The organism is Aminivibrio sp. (genome assembly GCF_016756745.1).
Taxonomy (GTDB): Bacteria; Synergistota; Synergistia; order Synergistales; family Aminobacteriaceae; genus Aminivibrio.
This window is the reverse complement of record NZ_JAESIH010000010.1, coordinates 1-20,817: the sequence shown is the minus strand read 5'-3', so window position 1 is coordinate 20,817 and position 20,817 is coordinate 1. Positions and strand designations below refer to the sequence as shown.

Here is a 20,817-nt window from a genome sequence, read left to right as displayed (position 1 = left end):
GGGGGGGAGAGGCGACGGTCCCTAAAACAAGCGCAGGTTATTCTGATAAGGTTACAATTTATTATACCTCCTCCCCGAGGTTCTCCGTCAATCCCGGTGCGGGGATGCTCCCCGTTCCCGGCGGGATTGAGGGGAAAAGAATGCCAAAAGTCCCCGTTTGGTGTATTGTTGGAATGTCGGAAAACGGTGAAAGGACAGTTGAGGGAGGCATTGAGAGTGAACAGCGATTTTTTCAACCTGTACAGCCATGACTTCATTCGGGCGGCGGCCTGTGTCCCCGCCGTCCGGGCCGCGGACCCTTCCCGCAACGCGGAGAAGACCATCGAGCTGCTCCGGGAGGCCTACGACCGCAGGGCGGTGCTCGCCGTCTTCCCGGAGCTTGGAATCTCCGCCTACTCCTGCGGGGATCTCTTCTTTCAGGACGCCCTGCGGCAGTCAGCTCTCAAGGGGCTCGAAACGGTCCTCGGGGCTTCGGCCTCCATGGACATGGTCATTGCCGCAGGCGTGCCGCTCAGGATCGGGGACGGCCTCTTCAACTGCGCTGCCGTCCTGTTCCGGGGCCGCATCCTCGGCGTTGCCGTCAAGAGTTTTCTTCCCAACTATCGGGAGTTCTACGAGCTGAGGCATTTCAAGCCTGCTTCCGCCCTTCCGTCGGACACCCTGGACCTCCTGGGGCAGAAGGACATCCCGGTGGGGGCCGACCTCATCTTCGAGGCGGAGGGGATCCCCGGTTTCAGGCTTTTCTGCGAAATCTGCGAGGACCTCTGGACTCCCGTGCCGCCGTCCTGCTACGCTGCCCTCTCCGGGGCCACGGTGGTGGCCAACCTGTCCGCATCGAACGTCACCACGGGAAAGGCTGACTACCGGCGGACTCTCGTAGCCAACCAGTCGGCCCGGTGCATCGCCGCCTACGTTTACACCGGGGCGGGACCGGGGGAGTCCACCACCGACCTCGCCTGGGACGGTCATGCCCTGGTAGCGGAGAACGGGGAGATATTGGCGGAATCGGAGCGGTTTTCCCGGAAACCGGCCGTGACCGTGGCCGATATCGACCTTGGCCGTCTTGCCGGCGACCGGATGACCATCACCACCTTCACCGACTCCGGGGGAAGAACCGAGCGCCCTTCCTTCCGCAGGATCCCCTTTCCCCTCGGCGCGCCGTCGGGCAGGATCCCCCTGGTCCGGGCCGTGCCCCGGTTTCCCTACGTTCCCTCCGATTCATCCCTCCGGGAGCGCCGGTGCCGGGAGATTTACAGCATCCAGGTCCAGGGGCTCGCCACCCGGATGGAATCGACGGGGATACGGAACCTGGTCCTTGGGGTGTCGGGAGGGCTCGACTCCACCCAGGCCCTGATCGTCTGCGCCAGGACCATGGACCTTCTGGGTCTGCCGAGGACGAACATCAAGGCCTATTCCCTCCCCGGTTTCGCCACCTCGGAAAAAACCGCCGCCAGCGCGCGGAAACTCATGGAATCCCTGGGGGTGGAGGCGGGGGAAATCGACATCCGCCCGGGGTGCATGCAGATGCTGAAGGACATGGGGCACCCCTTCGCGGAAGGGAAACCGGCCTATGACGTGGCCTTCGAGAATGTCCAGGCGGGACAGAGAACATCGATCCTCTTCCGGATCGCCAACGCCCGGAACGCGATGGTGGTGGGAACAGGCGACCTCAGCGAACTAGCCCTCGGATGGTGCACCTACGGCGTGGGGGACCACATGTCCCACTACAACGTGAATGCCGGCCTCCCCAAGACTCTCATCCAGTATCTCGTCCGGTGGGTCGCCTCAAGCGAAATTCTGGGCAAAGAGGTGTCTCCGGTGCTGGAAGCCGTCCTCGGAACGGAGATCAGCCCGGAACTCGTCCCGGGACCGGAGCAGGACGGCCCCTCCCAGAGTACCCAGGCCGTTATCGGCCCCTACGAACTGCAGGACTTCAACCTCTTCTACATCCTGAGGTACGGCTATCTCCCGTCCAAAGTGGCCTTTCTGGCCCAAACCGCCTGGCGGGACGCCGCGGCCGGCGTGTGGCCCGATATCCTCCCCGGGCGGCGGACGGAGTATACCCTTGCCGAAATAAAGCACTGGCTTTCCGTCTTTCTCCGCCGGTTTTTCAAAATGAGCCAGTACAAGCGCTCCTGTGTTCCCGACGGTCCCAAGGTCGGTTCGGGAGGGGCCCTTTCCCCCCGGGGCGATTATCGGGCCCCGAGCGACGGGAGTTCCGCTCCGTGGGAGGAGGACCTGGAGAACATCCCTGACGGGGATGAGTGACTGGAAAAAATACAGAGGCGGGCTCCATGGCCGCCTCTGTATTATCTGCCGGTGTTTTCCTCCGTGGCGTCGAACCTCTCCCTGAGGTCCCTGCCGACGACGTTCCGGAACCAGTTCAGTGACGCACGCATCCCGTGCAGTAGGGCCGGCCGGGATCATCTTGATGTTGGCGGTGCCGATGCCCGGACCGAGACAGACATCCATAACCGCCGGCCTCCTTTTCAGGGCTCCAGGCGGGGCATCCCGAAAAGGGCCGCATAGTCGTCCAGCTTCTTCCACGTGGCGGGGTCGAGATACACCCCTTCCTTCAGAGACTTCATCCGCCGTTCGTATTCCTTTTCCCCGTGGATGTAGATTCTCTCGTGTCCTTCGGCCTTCGGGCTGCTGCGGAGCTTTTCGAGGATGTACTCCACGTGCTCCTGTATGGCCGTACCGTCGCCGAAGAGGTCCAGGCGGGTGGCCTGGAAATAGTGGCATATGCCGCACCGTTCGGAATAGGCGTCGAAAGTGGGGGCGCCGAGGGAGATGCCGGCGGTGAACAGTTCCACGAGAAGGCCGAGGCCGTATCCCTTGTGTCCTCCCAGAGTCTCCCCGCTCCCTCCGAGAAAGACGATTCCCCCGTAGGGGTTCGCTCCAAGGCGCGCGATCTCCAGGGCCCTCTCGGCATCGCACAGATTCTTTCCGTTTTCGTCCACGAACCACCCCTCCGGCATGGTCTCGCCGCGGCGGGCCGCCACTTCCACCTTGCCCATGGCCACGGTGGTGGTGGCCATGTCGAGCATGAAATGGGGTTTTTTCCCCCGGGGAATGGCCACGCAGATAGGGTTGGTCCCCAGCAGGCGCTCCCGGCCGAAGAGGGGAATGGCCGCCCGGATAGTATTGGTGAAGGCGATCCCTATCATACCTGCGTCGGCCGCCATCTCCGCCCAGACCCCGGCCATGCCGAAGTGGCCGGAATCCCTGACGGCGGTCATGCAGGTGCCGCTCTGCCGGGCCTTTTCGATGGTCCTTTCCATGGCCATTTTCGCCGCGGCGAACCCGGAGCCGTTGTTCCCGCTCATGACCAGGGAAACGGGTGTTTCATGCACAATTTCCGGCTGCCCGTGGGGGTCGGCCTTTCCGTTGGCAATAAGGTTATGGTAGAGCTCGACCCGCGCCGCGCCGTGGGACGCATGCCCCCTGGCGTCGGCCTCCACGAGAACCCAGGCTCCTGTCTCCGCCGTCTCCCTGGAATAGCCGAGGCCCTTCTCCAACATGTCCGCCACGTAGTTTTTGAGTTTTTCGTATCCTACCGTTGTTCTTTCCATGAAATCCACCCCTGTCATCGAAGAATAGTGATCCTGCCTTCCGTTTTCCCGCGCATTTCTTTCAGGAAACGGACATAGTCCGCCACCGCCTCAAGGTACATCTGCTCCATGGAGGAGAAGGCGGAGCCGTTTTTTTTCAGGATGTAGTGCTTGTCGCCGCCCCCCGCCGTCCAGTCGGTGGTGGCGACGGTGTAGATTTTTCCCGGGTCCACTGGAGCCCAGGATCCGTCGGGCTGCTGCACCTCGGCCTTCACGAGCCTGGACCCCTGGGTGCGGACGATCCCGTTGTTGTCGATGAGCAGCGGCTGTCTCTTCGGGTCGATGGAGAACCTCAGCCCGGAGACCTGGAGAAAGCCTCCCGTGGGAACCCTCATGGCGGCGTCGTAGTCCTCTTCGCCCAGGGCGTAGGCCGAAGCGGACGTTTCAAGCACCAGCAGCAGGTCGCTGCCGGAAAGGGCCCCTTTCCACAGGGAGCCCCCGAAGGGCATCATGTTCGTGAGGGTGGCGTAGGTGGCCGATCCTGCCGGATAGATCCTGTCTCCCCGGATGCTGCCCCCGGCGAGAAATGCCACGTCGGTTCCGGCCTTCCAACGGAAGGCATCGGCAAGAAAGTTCCCCAGGGGGGCTTCCCCCGTCCGCAGGGTTTCCCTCCGGGCATCGAAGTCTTCCGGCTGAGGAGCGAGGGGGATGTCCAGCTTCTCCTTCAGCCGTTCCCGGAAGGGCTCGATCAGCAGGGCGACCCGGAGATCTTCGGGGATGTCCTTCCCAAGGGGAATCGCCCTCCAGGATGTTTCCTCCCTGTCCGCCATGCCTTGCGTAAGGACGAGGTTCATCCTTCCCAGGTACCTGGCGTAGGAGCCCGCCTGGCCTATGACGGTGACCCATCCGCCGGGGCCCTCGACGAATTCTTCCCGCTCCATGAGGGTATGGCTGTGTCCTCCGAGAATGGCGGAAATCCCCGCCACGGACCGAGCGATCATCCGGTCTACGTCGAGACCGCAGTGGCTCAGGAGCACTATGGCATCGCATCCTTCCCGGCGGAGGAGATTCACCATCCGCTCCGCCTCGGAGGGAAGGTCCTGCCCGGCGCGGAAATTGCCCCTTCCCGCGGTCATGGTGCCCAGTTCGGGGGTGATGAGGCCGAAAAAGCCGACGGTGAGACCGTCAGCGGTCTTTTTGATGCCGTGGGTCGGGAAGGGGGCCGGGCGGCCGTCCCTGTACCTCAGGTTGGAGACCGCCACGGGGAACCTGGCCCGGGACACCGTTTCGAACAGCACGTCCTCTCCGAGGTCGAACTCGTGGTTGCCGAGGGTACCCCCGTCGGCGCCGAGCAGGGAGAGTCCCCTCATTTCGGCGTGGCCGCGGAAGTAGAAGAACAGGGGGCCTTCGTTCACGTCGCCGATTTCAAAAAAGAAGGTGTTCCCGGGGTTTTCCCCCCGGATCGCCTCGATTACCGTGGCGGCCTTGGCGAGGCCGCCTTCGCCGTCCTCGGGGTAGATGTGGCCGTGGATGTCGTTCAGCGACAGCAGGGTGACCCTGCCGCCGGAGGCGAAGGCCGACGCCGCGAGAACCAGGAGCGTCAGGAACGCAAGGATGCTTTTCCGCAGGATTTTCACAGCCGTACCCCTTTCTTTCCGTCCGGAACGTCCGTTTTCTACTTTCCGCCGAGGACGTCCTCAAGCACGTCCATGCCCTTTTTTACCAGCTCCATGTCGGCCTGGGATCCCATGTGGCCGATGCGGAATACTTTCCCCGCCAGGGGGCCGTAGCTGCCCCCCACGGCCATGCCCCGTTCCCTGAGGGCGCCGTCCAGTTTCTGCCAGGTCCACCCTTCAGGCACGAGGGCGGCGGTCACCGTGGGGGAGCAGAGTTCCTCCCGTTTCGGGTAGAGGGACACTCCCATGGCCGTCAGCCGCTCTCGGGCATATCGGGCCACCCGTTCATGACGCCCGAAGGAGGCCTCAAGTCCCTCCCCGAGCAGCCGAAGCAGGGAAAGCCTGAGGGCGCTCAGGGCCTGCCAGTTGAAAGTATAGGGAAGATACCGGTTCTTCACCCCGTCTCTCCAGGGGAGAAGGGCGTCGTACCCCTGGTAGTTCACCCTCTCCATGGCTTTCCAGGCTTTCGGGCTCACCGCCGCCATGGAGAGGTCGGGGAGAAGGGAGAGGACTTTCTGGCTTCCCAGCAGGCCGATGTCGATGCCCCACCCGTCGGTGCGCACATCGGCGCCGCCGGCGCTGGCCACGTAGTCCACGCAGAGAAGGGCCCCCGCCTCGTCAGCGATCCCGCCCAGGGGGGCGACGGGGTTCAGCAGGCCGCCGGGTGTTTCGCAGTGGACGGCGGTGATCATCCGGGGCCGGAATGACAGGGCTTCCTTCCTTATGACGTCCGGATCGGGAAAGTCGCCCCCCGGAGCCTCCACGATCCGGACGTCCATGCCGAGGGCCTGCCCCATCTCACCGAACCCGCGGCCGAAGACTCCGTTTGAGACGGCAAGCAGCCTGTCCCCAGGCAGGAGACAGCTTTTCACGGCGCCCCAGAGAACGGACATGGCCTCGCCGCTCTGGATGGTCACGGGATTTTGTGTCTTCAGAAGCTGCCGAAGCAGGCCTTCGGCCTCTTCATAGAGGAAAAAGAACTCCTCCTCGAGGTCGGCGCTGCCGTAATTCTCGAGATAGGCCCTCCGGAATTCCTCGGGTACCGAAACGGGGCCCGGCACAAGCCCTATGGAATACGTTTTCATCCGATTCCCTCCCTGAAGGCGGGGAGCCGTCTCCGGCGCCGTCCGCCCGAAAAAGTGAAAGGGGGAGACCTCAAGGTCTCCCCCCGGTCCGTCTCCTATTGTACCTCAGGAAAGCGGCGGAGTGCTGAAGGGCGGTTTCCGAAAACTGGTACGCCGTTCGAAAGCGTAGGCCATGGAGATGAGGATCCCCTCGCTCCAGGGTCGGCCCAGGATTTCCAGCCCGATGGGTACCCCTCCCGGGGCCGTTTCCGTGGGCCTGGAGAATCCGGCGGGCACGGCGATCGACGGAAAGCCTGTGGCGGAGCCGAGGACTCCGTTTCGCTCCACCTGAGTTTCGCCCACGGGTACGGCGAGACGCTTCTGGTGGGGGTAGACGAGGGCATCCAGCTTCAGGTCCGCCATGAGCTTCATGACCTGGGTCTTCAGGGCGAGTCGCTTCAGTGTGCGGGACCGGTATTCGTCGCTGTCCCTGCTCAGTCCGGCGGCGGTCTTCATGTTCTCCACGATGCCGGGGTGGATCTTGCCGGAGGCTATGAGGGCCTCCACCGTATGGTAGGCGCACTTGTCGCCGAGGCTCTTCAGGTAACCTTCGAGATCGTCCTTGAGGGTATGGAGATGGACGCTCACCTTCGATACCAGGTAGTTGGTGTCGATGGGCTCGGACACATCCACCAGCTCGGCCCCGCCCTCCTTCATGGCGTCGAGGCTCCGCTTCATGGCGGCGTTCACGTCCTCGTGCTCCGGCTTGTCGCCGAAGAGGCTCCTGAGAACGCCGAGGCGCTTTCCTTCCAGGCCGTCCGGGCAGAGGTATTCCATGTAGCTTTTGGGGATATTCCCCACCGACCATGCCGTTTCCGGGTCCGCCGGGTCGTACCCGACGATGACGTCGAGCACCCGGACGGCATCCTCCACGGTGCGGCAGATGGGGCCCGCCGTGTCCTGGTCCAGGGAGTAGGGGGATATGCCGTCCCGGCTTACGAGTCCGATGGTGGGCCGGATGCCCACACAGCTGCACGCCGAGGACGGGGACCGGATTGAATTGATGGTATCGGTGCCGATGCCCACGGCGGCGAAATTGGCCGCCATACCGGCGCCTGTGCCGCCGCTCGACCCTCCCGGTGTCCTGGTAAGATCGTAGGGGTTGATCACCTGCCCGAGGATGGAGCTCACGCTCTCGCCCCACACGGCGAACTCGTGCATGTTCGCCTTGGCAATGATGAGGGCTCCCGCCTCCCGGAACTTTCTCGTGATGAAGGCGTCGTCGTCGGGAAGGTAGTGCTCCAGCGCGAGGGAACCGCTGGTGGTCACCATGTCCGCCGTCTCCACGTTATCCTTCAGCAGCACGGGAATACCGTGAAGAGGACCCACGGGGCCCTTTTCCCGGAAGATCCGGTCGAGCTCGTCCGCTTCCTCCAGCGCCCTGGGATTGACCAGGATGACGGCATGGAGGGACGGTCCCTTTCTGTCGTAGGCTTCAATGCGGCGGATATACTCTTCAGTGACTGCCCTGCAGGAAGTTTCCCCGCGCTTCATGGCATCGTGGATCTGCTGCACGGTCGCTTCTTCCACGCGAAAACCCTTTTCGGACAATCGTTCCACTTCCTTTCGTTCAGAAATGTGCCTGCCGGTTCGCACTCTCCCCTATCCTACACCGGAAGGAACAGGAGGGGAATGGCGAAGACGAGGAAGCTCAGGATCATCACGGCGGTGGCATATCCGATCACGTCCCGGGCCTTCAGTCCCGTGATGCCGAGAAGCTTGATCTTGTCGTCCTTCGGGTGGATTATCCACACGAAGAGGGGCGGGAAGGCCTGCACGCGGATGGTGACGGCTATGTTCCTGGGCCTAAATCGGCAGGTTATTCAGGTAGAGGAAGTGTTCGCCGGGCATGAAGTGAATTCGCCCCGCCAAGGGTGAAAAGATCCCACTCCACGCACTTTTGCTGAGATATCCCCTGTGGGGCAGTGCCCGTTGGCGTGAAACCGACATCCATGTCGGTTTCACAGGCAGGCAACCGGCGAACGTAGAAATCTGTGTTGCTTGCTTGGACAGTTGTCATGGAAGACAATCCGCGCCCCTCGCCCAAGGAAGCAACAACAACACTCCCTCTGCCTGAAAAACCTGCGGATTTAGGGAGAGGGGGCGTTTTTGATTTTTTATAGAATTCGTCGTAAGGCACTAGTCTTTCCGAATCATTTCGTTCACTTTTCCCAGGACGTCACCGATGGAACCCCGGATGACGCCGTCGGCGAGAAAATCGAGGTGGGTGGGGGTGTTGTTGACGATGAAGAGTCCTGCCCCGTGCCTTTTTGCCCTTTCTGGAAGCAGGTTGGCGGGGGAGACGGCGAGGGATGACCCGAGGACGAGGAAGAGGGAGCATGACAGGGCGAGGTCCATGGCTGCCGAGAGGGCTTTTTCCGGGAGCATCTCGCCGAAAAGGACCACCGCCGGACGGAGCTTCCCGCCGCAGTGCCCGCAAAAGGTCTCCTCGGAAAACCGTTTCGCCGGGAATTCGCCGCCGCAGGACTGGCAGCGGACTCTCGTGAGGGTGCCGTGGAGTTCCCAGACCGTTTTCGACCCCGCCGCCTGGTGGAGTCCGTCCACGTTCTGGGTGACCACGGCCGAGACCAGCCCCAGGCGCTCCCATTCGGCCAGGATGCGGTGCCCTTTGTTCGGCTGGACGTCACCGAGGGTCTCGATGCGCTGCCGGTAAAAGGCGGCGAACTGCTCGAAGTTCCTGTTCAGGGCGTCCGTGGAGGCGAGTTCCTCAGGCCGGTACTGCTTCCACAGACCTCCCGACGAGCGGAAGTCGGGCAGCCCAGACTCGGTGCTCATTCCCGCTCCCGTGAAAACCACCGTGGAAGGGGATTCCTGAAGGGCTTTCGCAAGCAACTCGATTTTGTCGTTCATTTGGGGTCTCCTTGTAAAAAAACCCCCGCCCGGCCTGGCCGGGCGGGGCCGGTAGGCTAGGCTCCCCTGAACAGCCGGGGAAGGAAGAGGATGATGTCCGGGAACCAGGTCAGGATCATAAGCACCGCGAGCAGCGCCAGCAGGTAGGGAATGATGCTCCTCATGATCTTGTCGATGGAGATCTTGGTGATGCTGGACACCACGAAAAGGTCCAGTCCTACCGGGGGCGTGATGCACCCGATGGCGAGGTTTACCACCATGAGCACCCCGAAGAAGACCGGGTCGATGCCGAGGGAAAGAGCCACGGGGAGGAGAATGGGTGTCAGTATGACCACCGCCGCCGAGGCGTTGAGCAGGGTTCCGATGAAGAGGAGCAGCACGTTCACCAGCAAGAGGAAGACGAGGGGGCTGTCCGTGAGGGCGGTGAAGCCTGCCGCGATCTTGTGGGGAACCTGGGCGTTGGTGAGGATCCACCCGAAGAGGTTGGCCGCCCCCACCACGTACATGATCATGGTGGTGCTGGTTGCCGCGCCCAGAAGCACCTTGGGAATATCTTTCCACTTGAGGTCCCTGTAGACGAACATGCCGATGAATGCTCCGTAGACTGCCGCCACTGCCGAGGCCTCCGTGGGAGTGAAGATGCCGCCGTAGATTCCGCCGAGGATGATGACGGGCATGAGCAGGGCCCAGATGCAGTCCCTGAATGTTTTGACGATTCTGGCGAAGCTGGCCTTTCCTTCGCCCATGTATCCTCTTTTTCTTGCGATGATCCAGCTCACGAGGCATGTGGCCCCTCCCATGAGGATGCCGGGCGCGAAGCCGCCCATGAAGAGATCCCCGATGGACGTTCCGGCGATGACGCCGTAGACCACCATGGTGACGCTCGGGGGGATGACGATGCCCACAGTGCCTCCCGTGGCCACCACCGCCGCGGCGAAGGATTTTGGATAGCCCCGCTTTTCCATCTCGTCGATCATGGCCACGCCGATGGCTGCCGTAGTCGCCGCGGAGGAGCCGGAAAGGGCGGCGAAGAACATGCCGGCCACCCCCACCACGAGGGCAAGCCCCCCGGCGAGGGCGCCCACGAGAGCGTTGGCAAAGTCAACCAGCCGTCTGGTCACCCCTCCCGAGGACATGAAGGAACCGGCGAGCATGAAGAAGGGCACCGCCATGAAGGAGAAGGAATCGATGGAGGTGAACATTCGCTGAGCCACCACGACAAGGGGAACGTTCATGGTGGCGTAGATCACGATGGCGGACGATAGGCCGAGGGCGGCCCCGATGGGGGCGCCGGTGAGAAGGATGGCGATGAAGAAGAAGAGCAGGAGCCAGAGAGTAAGGTCCGTCATGCCGTTTCCCTCCTCAGGACGAGATCGAGAAGCTCTTCGATGACAATGAGCAGCATGGCCCCGCAGCCTAGGGGAATGGAGATGTACATGTAGGACATGGGGATTTCCATGGCCGGCGACGTTTGCCAGACCGCGATCTGTACCATGCGGATTCCCTGCCGGACCATTATGGCCAGGAAGGCCATGCTGCAGAGGCAACCCGTAATTTTGAGCCGGCGGAGTTTTTCGCCGGTGAACCGTTCCGTGAGCAGCCCCACCGCCATATGCCCTCCCTGCCGGGAAACCACAGGCAGGGAGAGGAAGGTCACCCAGACGAAGAGGTACCGGGAGAGTTCCTCGGAATAGCTCGCTGTGTAGCCGAAGAAATACCGGGAAATCACCTGCAGGAATATGATGATCAGCATAAGGCCGATGCCTGCCATGGTCAGGAAGGCAAAGGTTTTTTCCATAAGGGCGAGGATTTTCTTCATTCAGCCGCCTCCGTTCCAATGGAGAGTAAAAAGAGGGGAGCGGCTCAAAGGGGCCGCTCCCGCCAGGGGAAAATCACTTCACGTTGACTATTGCCTCGATGTTCTGCTTGCCGAGCTTTTCCTCGAACATGGCCCACACGGGCTTCGTGGCTTCCATGAAGGCCGCCTTGTCCACGTCGTCGTTGATCTCGCTCTTGCCGCTTTCCCTGATTTTGGTCCAATATTCGTTCTCGAGCTGCCTGCACAGGTCTCGCTGCCAGTCCCGGGCTTCGTCGGCCGCTTCCTGGATAGCCTTCCGGTGCGTTTCGGGCAGCTTCGTCCAGATGCTCATGGCCACGAGGAGGGGCTCTGCGGAGTAGGTGTGGGCGGTGAGGGAGATGTACTTCTGTACCTCGAAGAACCGGGATGTGTAAATGTGGGCTGCCGGGTTCTCCTGGCCGTCCACCACGCCCTGCTGCAAGGCGGTGAACAGTTCGCCGAAGGCCATGGGGGTGGGGCTGGCGCCGAGGATCTTCATCATTTCGATGTAGATGGGCTGCTCCATGACCCGGATCTTCAGCCCCTTCATGTCCTCCGGCTTCCGGATGGGATTCCTGTTGTTGGTCATGTGACGGACGCCGTTTTCCCACATGGAGAGAACCTTGATCCCGCGCTTTTCGAGAGGCTTGCAGATTTCCATTCCCACGGAGTCGAGAGCCTTGTAGGCGTGGGGGATGTCACGGAAGATGAAGGGGAGGTCGAACACGGCGGCTTGGGGGAGGAAATTCCCGAGGACCGCGGTGCTGGTGAGCGTCATGTCCACCGTTCCGAAGGTGAGTCCCTCGATGAGGTCCCTCTGGTTTCCGAGCTGGCTGCTGGGGAAGACCTGAACTTCAACCGCGCCGCCGGTCTTCTCCTTCACCAGTTCGGCGAACTTTACCGCACCCTGGGCGTAGGGGTTCTGGGGGTCGGCGATGTGCCCAAGCTTGAGGGTGTACTCCGCGGCGAAGGCGGCCGATGCCGCTGCTACGAGCAGTACTGCGAGAAACACAACCGAAAAACGTTTCATCTTTCTGCCTCCTCTATGAAATGAAATATGCCATTAAGGCCTGAATCGGATCCTTGCCACCCCCGTCTTCCCGGCAGCTTCCGCGACCGCCGAGGCGATGGCGGGGACGACCCTTTCATCCATGACTTCGGTGATGATCCTGTCGGGCCGCAGTTCGTCCTCCGACACCAGCCCGGCGAGGGCGTAGGCGGCGGCGAGCTTCATCTCCTCGTTGATGACCGAGGCCCGCACGTCCAGGGCTCCCCTGAAGATGCCGGGGAAGCCGAGGCAGTTGTTGATCTGGTTGGGGAAGTCGCTTCTCCCCGTGGCCACCACCGCGGCTCCCGCAGCCAGGGCCTCGTCGGGGTAGATCTCGGGGGTGGGGTTGGCCATGGCGAAAATGACGGCCTTCGGGGCCATGGTCTTCACCATATCCTGGTCTATGATGCCGGGGCCCGAGAGGCCGAGGAAGACGTCGGCCCCCTTCATCACGTCGGCCACGGAACCTTTTTCCCCGTTGGGGTTCGTGAGCTCCGCGAGCTCTTCCTTGGCCCAGTTCATGTGCTCCGTGCGCCCTTTGTAGATGGGGCCGCCCCGGTCGCAGAGGATGACGTTTGTCGCACCGGCGGACATGAGGAACTTGCAGATGGCCGTGCCGGCGGCGCCGGCTCCCGCCATGACGATTTTTACGTCGCCTATCTTCTTGCCCACCACTTTCAGGGCGTTCAGCAGCCCGGAGAGAACGATGACAGCCGTTCCGTGCTGGTCGTCGTGGAAGATGGGAATGTCGGCGATTTCCTGGAGCCTCTTTTCAATTTCGAAGCACCTGGGAGCTGCGATATCCTCGAGGTTCACGCCCCCGAAGGAGGAAAGGATGAGGGAAACGGTCCTGACGATCTCGTCCGTATCCTTGGAATTTATGCAGATGGGGAATGCGTCGATGTCCGCGAAGCGCTTGAAGAGAATGGACTTGCCCTCCATGACGGGAAGGGCCGCGTCGGGGCCGATGTCGCCCAGGCCGAGCACTGCCGTTCCGTCGGTGATCACCGCCACCATGTTTGCCTTTGACGTCACCTCGAAGATGGAATCCCTGTTCCGTACGATCTCCCTGCAGGGTTCGGCCACGCCTGGGGTGTAGGCCAGGGCCAGGTCGGCCATGGAGTTGACGGGCATCTTGCTTTCGATGGCCACCTTGCCTTTTGTCGCCCTGTGCAGATCCAGGGACTTCGCGTATACTTCCTCGCTTCTCATGAAAGAACCTCCTTCGCGGAAATAAAAAATAAAAGGCCGCACTGCAAACATCGTTGACTTCCAACGAACATTCTAACACTTTCCCGGAAAACCGCCGTGTATTTCCGGCCGATTCATGGTATGGCGAGGCAATGATTGCCGCCTTCCGGCATGACCGGAAGCACCCGTTCGGCAAACCATGGAAACCAAATGTTTCCGGTCGTATTATATTTACAAATCAGTCAATATATCGAGCTTTTCCTAAATCCGCGCTTCGTTTCCCGGGGCTGCTCCTGACGGGCAGCCCACTACCGGGTTACAGGAGGTCCCTGGAGAGGAAGGGTGACGCCGCCAGTTCCTCCCGGGTCATGTACAGCGGGTGGTCAAGACAGAGGCGGAGAACCCTTTCCCTGTAGGAGGGACCTTCGGCGGGCTTCTTTTCCAGCAGGTCGGCGGCGATACGGGCCGTTTCCTCGGCGTCGCCGGCGGTGAAACCCCGGCTGGTGACGCCCGCGAGGCCGATGCGGATGCCGCTGGTTACCGTGGGCTTTTCCGGGTCGAAGGGGATAAGGTTCATGTTCACCGTGATTCCGGCGGCATGGAGAAGATCTTCCGCTTCCCTGCCGGTGAGGCCCTTGCCGCGGAGGTCCACAAGCATCAGGTGGTTATCCGTGCCTCCGGAGACGAGGCGGAAGCCCCGGGACGTCAGGACCGAAGCGAACCGGGCGGCGTTCTCCACGATCCGTCGGCCGTAGTTCCGAAAGTCTTCCGTCATGGCGAGTCTGAAGGTCAGGGCCTTCCCTGCCATGATCTGGGGGATGGGGCCTCCCTGGATGCCGGGGAAGACGGCCTTGTCGATTCTGGAGGCGAATTCCTTCCGGCAGAGGATGTTGCCCCCCCGGGCGCCCCGCATGGTCTTGGTGGTGGTGAAGGTGACGAAATGGGCGTGGGGTACCGGGCTTGGATGGACTCCCGCAGCCACCAGGCCGGCGATGTGGGCCATGTCCACCAGGAAATAGGCCCCCACCTTTCCGGCGATTTCCGCGAACCGGGCGAAGTCGATGGTCCGGGGATAGGCGCTCCCCCCGGCGATGATCATCTTCGGTCGGTGTTCCAGGGCGAGCCGCTCGGCTTCGTCGTAGTCGATCCGGCCCGTTTCCCTGTCCACGCCGTAGCTGAAGGCCCGGAAGAACTTTCCGGAGATGTTCACCGCCGTTCCGTGGGACAGGTGTCCCCCGTGCCGGAGGTCCATGCCGAGGATGACGTCTCCCGGTTCGAGCATGGCCATGAACACGGCAAGGTTCGCGTTCACCCCGGAATGGGGCTGGACGTTGGCGTGCTCCGCCCCGAAGAGAGCTTTGGCCCGCTCGATGGCGAGGCTTTCCACCACGTCGATAAACCGGCAGCCGCCGTGGTACCGCTTTCCGGGGTAGCCTTCGGCGTACTTGTTTGTGAGCACCGATCCCTGGGCTTCCAGGATCACCTCAGGGACGAAGTTTTCCGACGCGATGAGCTCGATGGTGAGATTCTGCCGAGCCTTTTCCCCTTCAATCGCCTCGGCGAGTTCGGGATCGATGAACGATATGAGATTCATGGGTCTTCGTCAGCCTCCTTGGGCAAAATCGGCTCCCTGTTTCCAGGGGCGATGCAATCGTCATCCTTCGGCTATTCCAGGAAAAACCGGAGTCAGCTTCCGCCGCCGGGTATCCTGATGAACAGGGCTGTCGCCTCGGCGACCGTTTTTCCGCTGTCGTCGGCCATCCGGGCAGCCGTGGTTATTTTCCGTCCTGAAAGCCTGCCCACCCGTCCTTCCACCACGTATTCCTTTCCTTCCCGTACTGGTCTGAGGTACCGGACGGATATTTCTCCCGTCACAGCCCAGGAATCGATGGTCTTCCTCACGGCCCACGCCATGGCATCGTCGAACACCGAGGCGATGATGCCCCCGTGGACGACGCCGTCGTAGCCGCACCACGTAATATCCGGCCGGATGGTGATTTCAGTCCTGTTTTCCTCTTCGTTCCAGTAGATCTCAACGCCCAGACTCCGCCTGTTTTCCTCCGGGGAACCGCAGACGAAACACCCCCTGGACCCGGGCATTTTTTCCATGGAATTCCGCTCCTTTCGGGAAGTTGCTTGCCCAATTATATCCTAAGGGCCCGCGAACGGTATAATGGTTTCCACGACACTGCCCGGGAGGGAGAGACATGCGCATCGCAGGCATGAGGGAAGACGACGACGGAAGCTGCCTGTACCTGGTCGAGGGGGAAGGCCCTTCGGGGGAGAGGCTGCTTTTTCTTTACGACGAGAACGGCGGAGATGTCCGTCCGGCGGAACGGGGCGAGGCGGAATCTCTTTTCAGTGAGGGGATCCTGGAGAGATGTTCCCTTCCTGCGGAGGAGGTTTTCTTCCCCGACGAGCTGGAGGACGTGGAAAGGATGCTCCTTTCCGCGGCAAAGGAGGAAGAGAAGTGAGCAAAATCGTTTTCTTCAACGGAAAAATATACACGCCCCGAGGCACGGCCGAAGCACTCGTTGCCGACGGGCAGACTATCGAGGCCGTGGGCCGGAACAGGGACATGCTCGAAAGGGCGGAAGGGGCGGAGCGGATCGACCTGGGCGGGAGGCTCATGCTCCCGGGATTTATCGACGGGCACATGCATTTTCTCGCCTATGCCCTTTCCCTGGAGCAGGCGGACCTGACGGGGAGCCGCTCCGTCCCCGAGGTCCGGGAGAGGCTGAAGTCCTTCATGGACAGGGAAAAACCCGCCTCCGGGGAGTGGGTTTCCGGCCGGGGGTGGGACCACGAACACTTCGGCGAGCCCCGGATCTTCACCCGGGACGACCTGGACGACCTCACCCCCGCCAACCCCGTGATCCTGTCCCGGGTGTGCGGCCACGTGGCGGTGGTCAATTCGAAGGCCCTGGAGATCCTGGGGATCACTGCCGACAGCAGTTTCCCCGGGGGAGTGGTGGACCTGGACGATACAGGGCGCCCCACCGGGGTGATCCGGGAAACTGCTGTGGGATGGGCCCATTCCCGGAAAAAATTGCCCGACAGGGACAAGCTCAGGCGGCTGGTGGCCGGGGCCGGAGCGGCCGCTGCGGCGGCGGGGCTGACATCCATCCATTCTGACGACCTGGGGTCGGTGGGGGGAGACTGGAGAGCCATTCTCGACCTGTATCTCGGCCTGGACGCGGAAGGGAAGATGCCCGTCAGAATCACCGAACAGCTTCTTCTCCGGAACAGGGAGGCCCTTGACCGGTTCCTGGCTTCGGGGTGGAGGACCGGAGACGGCAGCCCAGCCTTCCACATCGGTCCCCTCAAGATCCTGACCGACGGGTCCATGGGGGGAAGAACGGCCTTTCTCCGGGAGGAGTACTCCGATATGCCGGGAGTGTACGGTGTGCCCATCTATAGCGCGGAGGAGCTGAACGATCTGGTCTGGACCGCCCACAGCGCGGGGATGCAGGTTGCCCTCCACGCTATCGGAGACGGCGCCCTGGACATGTGTCTCAACGCCCTGGAAAACGCCAGGGAGCGGAACCTGAGGAAGGCCCGCCACTATATCGTCCACTGCCAGATGGGGGATATGGAGCAGTACCACAGGATGGCCCGCCTCGGCGTGGGAGCCGCCATCCAGCCTCCCTTTGTCCCCTCGGATCGCCCCATGGCCCTCCGGAGGATCGGGGAAGACCGGGCCCGCAGGGGGTACGCCTGGAAGACCCTCCTGGACCTGGGCATTTTCCTTTCGGGAGGTTCGGACTGCCCCGTGGAGACTTTTGACCCCCTCTGGGGCATTTACACGGCCGTCACGCGGAAAGACCGTGACGGTATTCCCGAAGGGGGATGGAACCCAGCCCAGAAGCTTACCGTGGAAGAGGCGGTGGAACTGTACACCAGGGGAGGGGCCTATGCCTCCTTCGAGGAGCACAGAAAGGGAACCCTCCAGGCCGGAAAGCTCGCGGACCTCGTCGTGATCGACAGGGACATCTTCTCCGTCCCCGAAGAGGCGATTCCCGACGCGAAGCCGGTGCTGACCATGATGGGGGGAAAGATTACCTTCCGGGAAATCTAGCCTCCGGACAGTGGAAGATGGAACCGGACCTCCCCTCCCGCAGGAAGAGGGAGGTCCCTGTTCCGGGCCAGGAACTTCCCGTCGGCGCCGAAGGCCAGGATGCCACGGTGGAGGCACTTCGCCTCTTCATCCCACATGGACGGCGGGAGGCGGCCGGCGAACCGCTCCCTTATTCCGTCGAGGACATCGCCGTAGGATGGGTTCTCCGGAAGCTCCAGGACGACCGGCTCACCGGAGGCAACCCCGAGATTCATGGCAAGGACGCCGAAAAATCTGACGGTATACTGCATGGATATTCCCTCCTTTCCTTCTCTGCTTCGGCTTCTATTGTACCTGCCCGGTCTCCGGGATTGAACGGCTCCCCGGATTATGCAATAATTTGACTGAACTATAACAAATCTGCAAGAAGGAGCGTTCTCCATGAAGAAGACTTCCCAGCGCCTGTTCCGGATCCCTGTTTTTTCTCCTTCAACAGTCGGAAGAATGGCAGTCCTCCTCCTTCTCCTCCCGGCGGTGCTTCTTCCCCTGCCCCAGGCACGGGCCTCGGAGGCGGAACGGCTCTCCTGCGACGTGGTGGTCGCCGGCGGAGGCGCAGGGGGGATCAGTGCCGCCATAGCCGCTGCGAGGTTCGGGGTGAGGGTGATTCTTCTCGAGGAGACGGAATGGCTCGGCGGTCAGATGACCGCCGCCGGGGTCTCCACCATGGACGATCTCAGCGGAAACAGGACCGGGCTGTACGGTGAATTCCACGAAAACGTCCGGTTCCATTACTTCATGAAGGGAAAATCCGTTTCCACGTGCTACTGGGACGGGAACACCACGGCTTTCGAGCCTTCCGTTGGCCGGGACATCCTCGTCCGGATGGCGAAGGACGCGGCGAAAGAGGCTTCTTCCGGCGGAAAGAAGGGAAGCCTGGACATTTTCTACCGGTCGAGGGTCACTTCCGTCCGCAAGGAGGGGCCTGCAGTCCGCGGGGTCACGGCGGATGTGAACGGGCGGAGGACGGTCATAGACTGTTCCGTCCTCATCGACGCCACCGAGTGGGGCGACGTGATCCCCCTGGCGGGGGCTCTCTACAGGGCGGGGAACTCCCTGAGTCCCATGATCTCTCCCAGGAGCCGTATCCAGGACATCACCTGGCTCGCTGTCATGAAAAAATACCCCGGCGGCATCCCCTCCTCCCTGAAGCTGCGGAATCCTCCCCCGGGATATGAGCGCTACCTTCCCGGGTTCCGGAAGATCGTGACGAAGAACGGCAACTCCTTCAGGAACTATCCCCTCCGCATGCCCGTGGATTTTGCCACCCACAACGGCTACCGGGGGCTGCCCGACTCGTCCAACCCGGAGAACTACGACGCCTCGACCCCCGAGGGGTGGTCCGCCATAACCAAGACCGGCATCAACTGGGCCAACGACTATCCGGGGAGCGAGAAGTGGGAGGGGCGGGGCGGACTTCCCGTCGCCTACCTGGAGGACCCTGAATTCCGCAGGCAGGCCGGCGCTGCCGCCCTGCTGAAAACCCTCTCCTTTCTCTACTATGTCCAGAACGAGCTCGGAGAGCCCTGGTCCGTGGCGGATGACGAATACCTTTCTTCCGAGCCGCTGGACACGGCCAGGGAAATCATTCCCGATGAGTACGCCGAAATCCTCCGCCGTTTCCCCCCCATTCCCTACGTGAGGGAAAGCCGCAGGATCGTCGGCCTCGTCACCCCCACGTCCCGGGACGTCCGCCTGAACTCCGAGAGTTACCGGGACGGCCGGGACGGAAGAGAAGTGCCGGAGGCGGTTGCCGTCGGGGGTTACATTCTCGACCTCCACGCCGGTGACGAAGATGCGGACCTGGAAGCCGAGTTCGGTGAAACCGCCTCTTCCGTCAAAACTGACATGCCCCGGGGACCCTTTCAGGTTCCCTTCGGCAGCCTTGTGTCCCGGAACGTGGACGGTCTTCTCGCAGCGGAGAAAAACATTTCCATGTCGCGGCTCGTGGCCGGCGCCTTCAGGCTCCAGCCCATATCCATGCTCACGGGGCAGGCGGCGGGGACCGCCGCCGCCCTGTCGGCGCGGACGGGCATCTCTCCCCGGGCGCTTGATCCCCGGAAGGTCCAAAGGTTACTCCTCGAGGCAGGAAGCGCCCTCTCCCTGTGCGAGTATTCCGACGTCCCGAGGGACCATCCCTTCTGGCCGGGAGTCCAGATGTCGAACCTGTACGGGTGGATCGTACCCGAGGAACTTCCCTCGGCCCCTTCCGCGAAAATTGACGACATCTACAATAACAGGGTGGTGACCGCCCGGCTCTACGGTCTCGACAAGGGCATCTTCGGGGTGGACACTCCCCTGACGGGAATGGAGGCGGAGGACCTCTTCAGGAAAGCGTTTTCGGGCGCACAGACCTCGGGTCTTCTTCTGTACCCCGGGAGCGGCCCGACTTTCTTCGTTTCCCGGGGGGAGTTCTGCTCCGCCCTGGCGAGAGCTCTGGGCTACCGGAATCTCCCCCGGGAGACCCGGTCCCGTTATGCTGACATACCAAAGGAGTCCCGGCTCTACGGCCCGGTACACTATCTCGCCGAACGGGGCATTCTCGACAGGGCGGCCAGGGGCGGCGTGTTCATGCCCGATTCCTTTGTCACCAGGGGGGCTGCCGCCGACATGATCATGAGGGCCCTCACTGCCCCGAAAGGAGAAATCTGACATGAAATGTCATCTGTGCGCAACGAAGGGGTGCGCCCGGGGAGAGCCCTGCAGCCCAGGCAAGGGAACGGAATTGTATGACGGTGAGGATCTCCGCCTCCTGACGACGGCATCCGACGTGGAGGCCCTGTACTACTGCACCCTGAACCGCCTGGAGGAGATCATGGAATTCGCTCGGAGGATGGAGTACAAAACCCTCGGGATAGCCTTCTGTGTCGGTTTTTCCGACGAGGCCGCCCTCCTGGGGAACATCCTCTCGGAGGAGTTCGATGTCCATTCCGCCTGCTGCAAGGTGTGTTCCATGACGAAAGACGAAATAGGGGCTGCGAGGCGTCCCTGGATCGGTGCCGTCTCCTGCAACCCGGCGGAGCAGGCCCGGCTTCTCGACGAGGCGGGGTCTCAATTCAGCATCGTCCTCGGCCTCTGCGTCGGTCATGACAGCATTTTTTACCGTCATTCGAAGGCTCCGGTAACGACCTTCGTGGTGAAGGACAGGGTCCTGGGACACAACCCCGCGGCGGTGCTCTACAGCCGGTATCTCCTGAAAAATCTGAAGCGCGCTCCAAAGGAGCGTGCGGAATGAGTTCAGCGGGTGAAGATATCACTGGATAACAACAGGGTTGCCCTAAATCCGCACCCTAAAAAATAAAAAACCTCTCTGGACTGTTCGGAGAACAGTGGTAAGGTAGTGTTTACGAAGGCACAACCCTTCACCAGAGAGGTGCAATCATTATGACTGAAAAGGCGAAG

At 62.1% G+C, this 20,817-nt stretch carries 19 protein-coding genes; 6 read left to right on the top strand and 13 right to left on the bottom strand.

Annotated features, from left to right (window positions below):
- Positions 1–251, top strand: a 251-nt coding sequence (locus JMJ95_RS00600; protein WP_290681114.1) for a hypothetical protein, incomplete at its 5' end; no start/stop codon positions are given.
- A complete protein-coding gene (locus JMJ95_RS00595) occupies positions 217–2,268 on the top strand; it encodes an NAD(+) synthase (protein WP_290681111.1) in 2,052 nt (683 codons plus the stop codon). The genes JMJ95_RS00600 and JMJ95_RS00595, both read left to right, overlap by 35 nt.
- Before the next feature lie 221 nt (positions 2,269–2,489).
- On the opposite strand, the gene JMJ95_RS00590 is transcribed toward JMJ95_RS00595, so the two are convergent.
- The 12 genes from JMJ95_RS00590 to JMJ95_RS00535 all read right to left on the bottom strand — a co-directional run bounded on the left by JMJ95_RS00590 (position 2,490) and on the right by JMJ95_RS00535 (position 15,410).
- Entirely contained in the window at positions 2,490–3,575 is a 1,086-nt protein-coding gene (locus JMJ95_RS00590) for an Ldh family oxidoreductase (protein WP_290681108.1), read from the bottom strand.
- 14 nt (positions 3,576–3,589) lie between these two features.
- Positions 3,590–5,191 carry a bifunctional UDP-sugar hydrolase/5'-nucleotidase gene (locus JMJ95_RS00585; protein ID WP_290681105.1) on the bottom strand — a complete coding sequence of 534 codons (1,602 nt, stop codon included), beginning with the start codon at positions 5,189–5,191 and terminating at the stop codon, positions 3,590–3,592.
- 38 nt (positions 5,192–5,229) lie between these two features.
- Positions 5,230–6,315, bottom strand: a complete 1,086-nt coding sequence (locus JMJ95_RS00580) for an aminotransferase class V-fold PLP-dependent enzyme (RefSeq protein ID WP_290681103.1) — start codon at positions 6,313–6,315, stop codon at positions 5,230–5,232.
- 105 nt (positions 6,316–6,420) lie between these two features.
- Positions 6,421–7,905, bottom strand: a complete 1,485-nt coding sequence (locus JMJ95_RS00575; RefSeq protein WP_290681101.1) for an amidase family protein — start codon at positions 7,903–7,905, stop codon at positions 6,421–6,423.
- Between the two features lie 56 nt (positions 7,906–7,961).
- Positions 7,962–8,132 carry a TIGR00366 family protein gene (locus JMJ95_RS00570; protein WP_290681098.1) on the bottom strand — a complete coding sequence of 57 codons (171 nt, stop codon included), beginning with the start codon at positions 8,130–8,132 and terminating at the stop codon, positions 7,962–7,964.
- 361 nt (positions 8,133–8,493) lie between these two features.
- Positions 8,494–9,225, bottom strand: coding sequence for an NAD-dependent deacylase (locus tag JMJ95_RS00565; protein WP_290681096.1), 732 nt, complete (start codon positions 9,223–9,225; stop codon positions 8,494–8,496).
- 56 nt (positions 9,226–9,281) lie between these two features.
- On the bottom strand, positions 9,282–10,574 hold the full coding sequence (locus JMJ95_RS00560) for a TRAP transporter large permease (protein ID WP_290681094.1): 1,293 nt from the start codon (positions 10,572–10,574) through the stop codon (positions 9,282–9,284).
- Positions 10,571–11,044: a TRAP transporter small permease gene (locus JMJ95_RS00555; protein ID WP_290681092.1), complete on the bottom strand. Its 474-nt coding sequence runs from the start codon at positions 11,042–11,044 to the stop codon at positions 10,571–10,573. The genes JMJ95_RS00560 and JMJ95_RS00555 overlap by 4 nt, the downstream gene beginning before the upstream one ends.
- Before the next feature lie 73 nt (positions 11,045–11,117).
- Positions 11,118–12,092, bottom strand: a complete 975-nt coding sequence (locus JMJ95_RS00550) for a DctP family TRAP transporter solute-binding subunit (RefSeq protein ID WP_290681090.1) — start codon at positions 12,090–12,092, stop codon at positions 11,118–11,120.
- 33 nt (positions 12,093–12,125) lie between these two features.
- Positions 12,126–13,322, bottom strand: coding sequence for a malic enzyme-like NAD(P)-binding protein (locus JMJ95_RS00545; RefSeq protein ID WP_290681088.1), 1,197 nt, complete (start codon positions 13,320–13,322; stop codon positions 12,126–12,128).
- Between the two features lie 295 nt (positions 13,323–13,617).
- Positions 13,618–14,895 (bottom strand): serine hydroxymethyltransferase, encoded by a 1,278-nt coding sequence (gene glyA / locus JMJ95_RS00540; protein ID WP_290681086.1) that lies wholly within the window; start codon positions 14,893–14,895, stop codon positions 13,618–13,620.
- A 92-nt stretch (positions 14,896–14,987) separates the two neighbouring features.
- Positions 14,988–15,410 (bottom strand): PaaI family thioesterase, encoded by a 423-nt coding sequence (locus tag JMJ95_RS00535; protein WP_290681085.1) that lies wholly within the window; start codon positions 15,408–15,410, stop codon positions 14,988–14,990.
- 98 nt (positions 15,411–15,508) lie between these two features.
- On the opposite strand from JMJ95_RS00535, the gene JMJ95_RS00530 reads away from it, so the two are divergent.
- Together JMJ95_RS00530 and JMJ95_RS00525 are read left to right on the top strand one after the other, a co-directional pair.
- Positions 15,509–15,775 carry a hypothetical protein gene (locus tag JMJ95_RS00530; RefSeq protein ID WP_290681083.1) on the top strand — a complete coding sequence of 89 codons (267 nt, stop codon included), beginning with the start codon at positions 15,509–15,511 and terminating at the stop codon, positions 15,773–15,775.
- Positions 15,772–17,379 carry an amidohydrolase gene (locus tag JMJ95_RS00525; RefSeq protein WP_290681082.1) on the top strand — a complete coding sequence of 536 codons (1,608 nt, stop codon included), beginning with the start codon at positions 15,772–15,774 and terminating at the stop codon, positions 17,377–17,379. The genes JMJ95_RS00530 and JMJ95_RS00525 overlap by 4 nt, the downstream gene beginning before the upstream one ends.
- Here JMJ95_RS00525 and JMJ95_RS00520 read toward each other — a convergent pair.
- Positions 17,376–17,669, bottom strand: a complete 294-nt coding sequence (locus JMJ95_RS00520; protein ID WP_290681081.1) for a hypothetical protein — start codon at positions 17,667–17,669, stop codon at positions 17,376–17,378. The two genes, JMJ95_RS00525 and JMJ95_RS00520, sit on opposite strands and share 4 nt — an antisense overlap.
- A 130-nt stretch (positions 17,670–17,799) precedes the next feature.
- Between JMJ95_RS00520 and JMJ95_RS00515 the strand changes: the two genes are divergently transcribed.
- Complete coding sequence (locus JMJ95_RS00515; RefSeq protein ID WP_290681080.1) at positions 17,800–20,067, top strand: FAD-dependent oxidoreductase; 2,268 nt, start codon at positions 17,800–17,802, stop codon at positions 20,065–20,067.
- A 1-nt stretch (position 20,068) separates the two neighbouring features.
- Positions 20,069–20,650: a DUF1847 domain-containing protein gene (locus tag JMJ95_RS00510; protein ID WP_290681079.1), complete on the top strand. Its 582-nt coding sequence runs from the start codon at positions 20,069–20,071 to the stop codon at positions 20,648–20,650.
- The last annotated feature ends 167 nt before the right edge of the window (positions 20,651–20,817 follow it).

Bases quoted from the DNA above. Each gene is read 5' to 3' on its own strand.
- JMJ95_RS00590 (WP_290681108.1), bottom strand. From the start codon at position 3,575: ATGGAAAGAACAACGGTAGGATACGAAAAACTCAAAAACTACGTGGCG.
- JMJ95_RS00580 (WP_290681103.1), bottom strand. From the start codon at position 6,315: ATGAAAACGTATTCCATAGGGCTTGTGCCGGGCCCCGTTTCGGTACCC.
- JMJ95_RS00565 (WP_290681096.1), bottom strand. From the start codon at position 9,225: ATGAACGACAAAATCGAGTTGCTTGCGAAAGCCCTTCAGGAATCCCCT.
- JMJ95_RS00560 (WP_290681094.1), bottom strand. From the start codon at position 10,574: ATGACGGACCTTACTCTCTGGCTCCTGCTCTTCTTCTTCATCGCCATC.
- JMJ95_RS00555 (WP_290681092.1), bottom strand. From the start codon at position 11,044: ATGAAGAAAATCCTCGCCCTTATGGAAAAAACCTTTGCCTTCCTGACC.
- JMJ95_RS00550 (WP_290681090.1), bottom strand. From the start codon at position 12,092: ATGAAACGTTTTTCGGTTGTGTTTCTCGCAGTACTGCTCGTAGCAGCG.
- JMJ95_RS00545 (WP_290681088.1), bottom strand. From the start codon at position 13,322: ATGAGAAGCGAGGAAGTATACGCGAAGTCCCTGGATCTGCACAGGGCG.
- glyA (WP_290681086.1), bottom strand. From the start codon at position 14,895: ATGAATCTCATATCGTTCATCGATCCCGAACTCGCCGAGGCGATTGAA.
- JMJ95_RS00535 (WP_290681085.1), bottom strand. From the start codon at position 15,410: ATGGAAAAAATGCCCGGGTCCAGGGGGTGTTTCGTCTGCGGTTCCCCG.
- JMJ95_RS00530 (WP_290681083.1), top strand. From the start codon at position 15,509: ATGCGCATCGCAGGCATGAGGGAAGACGACGACGGAAGCTGCCTGTAC.
- JMJ95_RS00520 (WP_290681081.1), bottom strand. From the start codon at position 17,669: ATGCAGTATACCGTCAGATTTTTCGGCGTCCTTGCCATGAATCTCGGG.
- JMJ95_RS00515 (WP_290681080.1), top strand. From the start codon at position 17,800: ATGAAGAAGACTTCCCAGCGCCTGTTCCGGATCCCTGTTTTTTCTCCT.
- JMJ95_RS00510 (WP_290681079.1), top strand. From the start codon at position 20,069: ATGAAATGTCATCTGTGCGCAACGAAGGGGTGCGCCCGGGGAGAGCCC.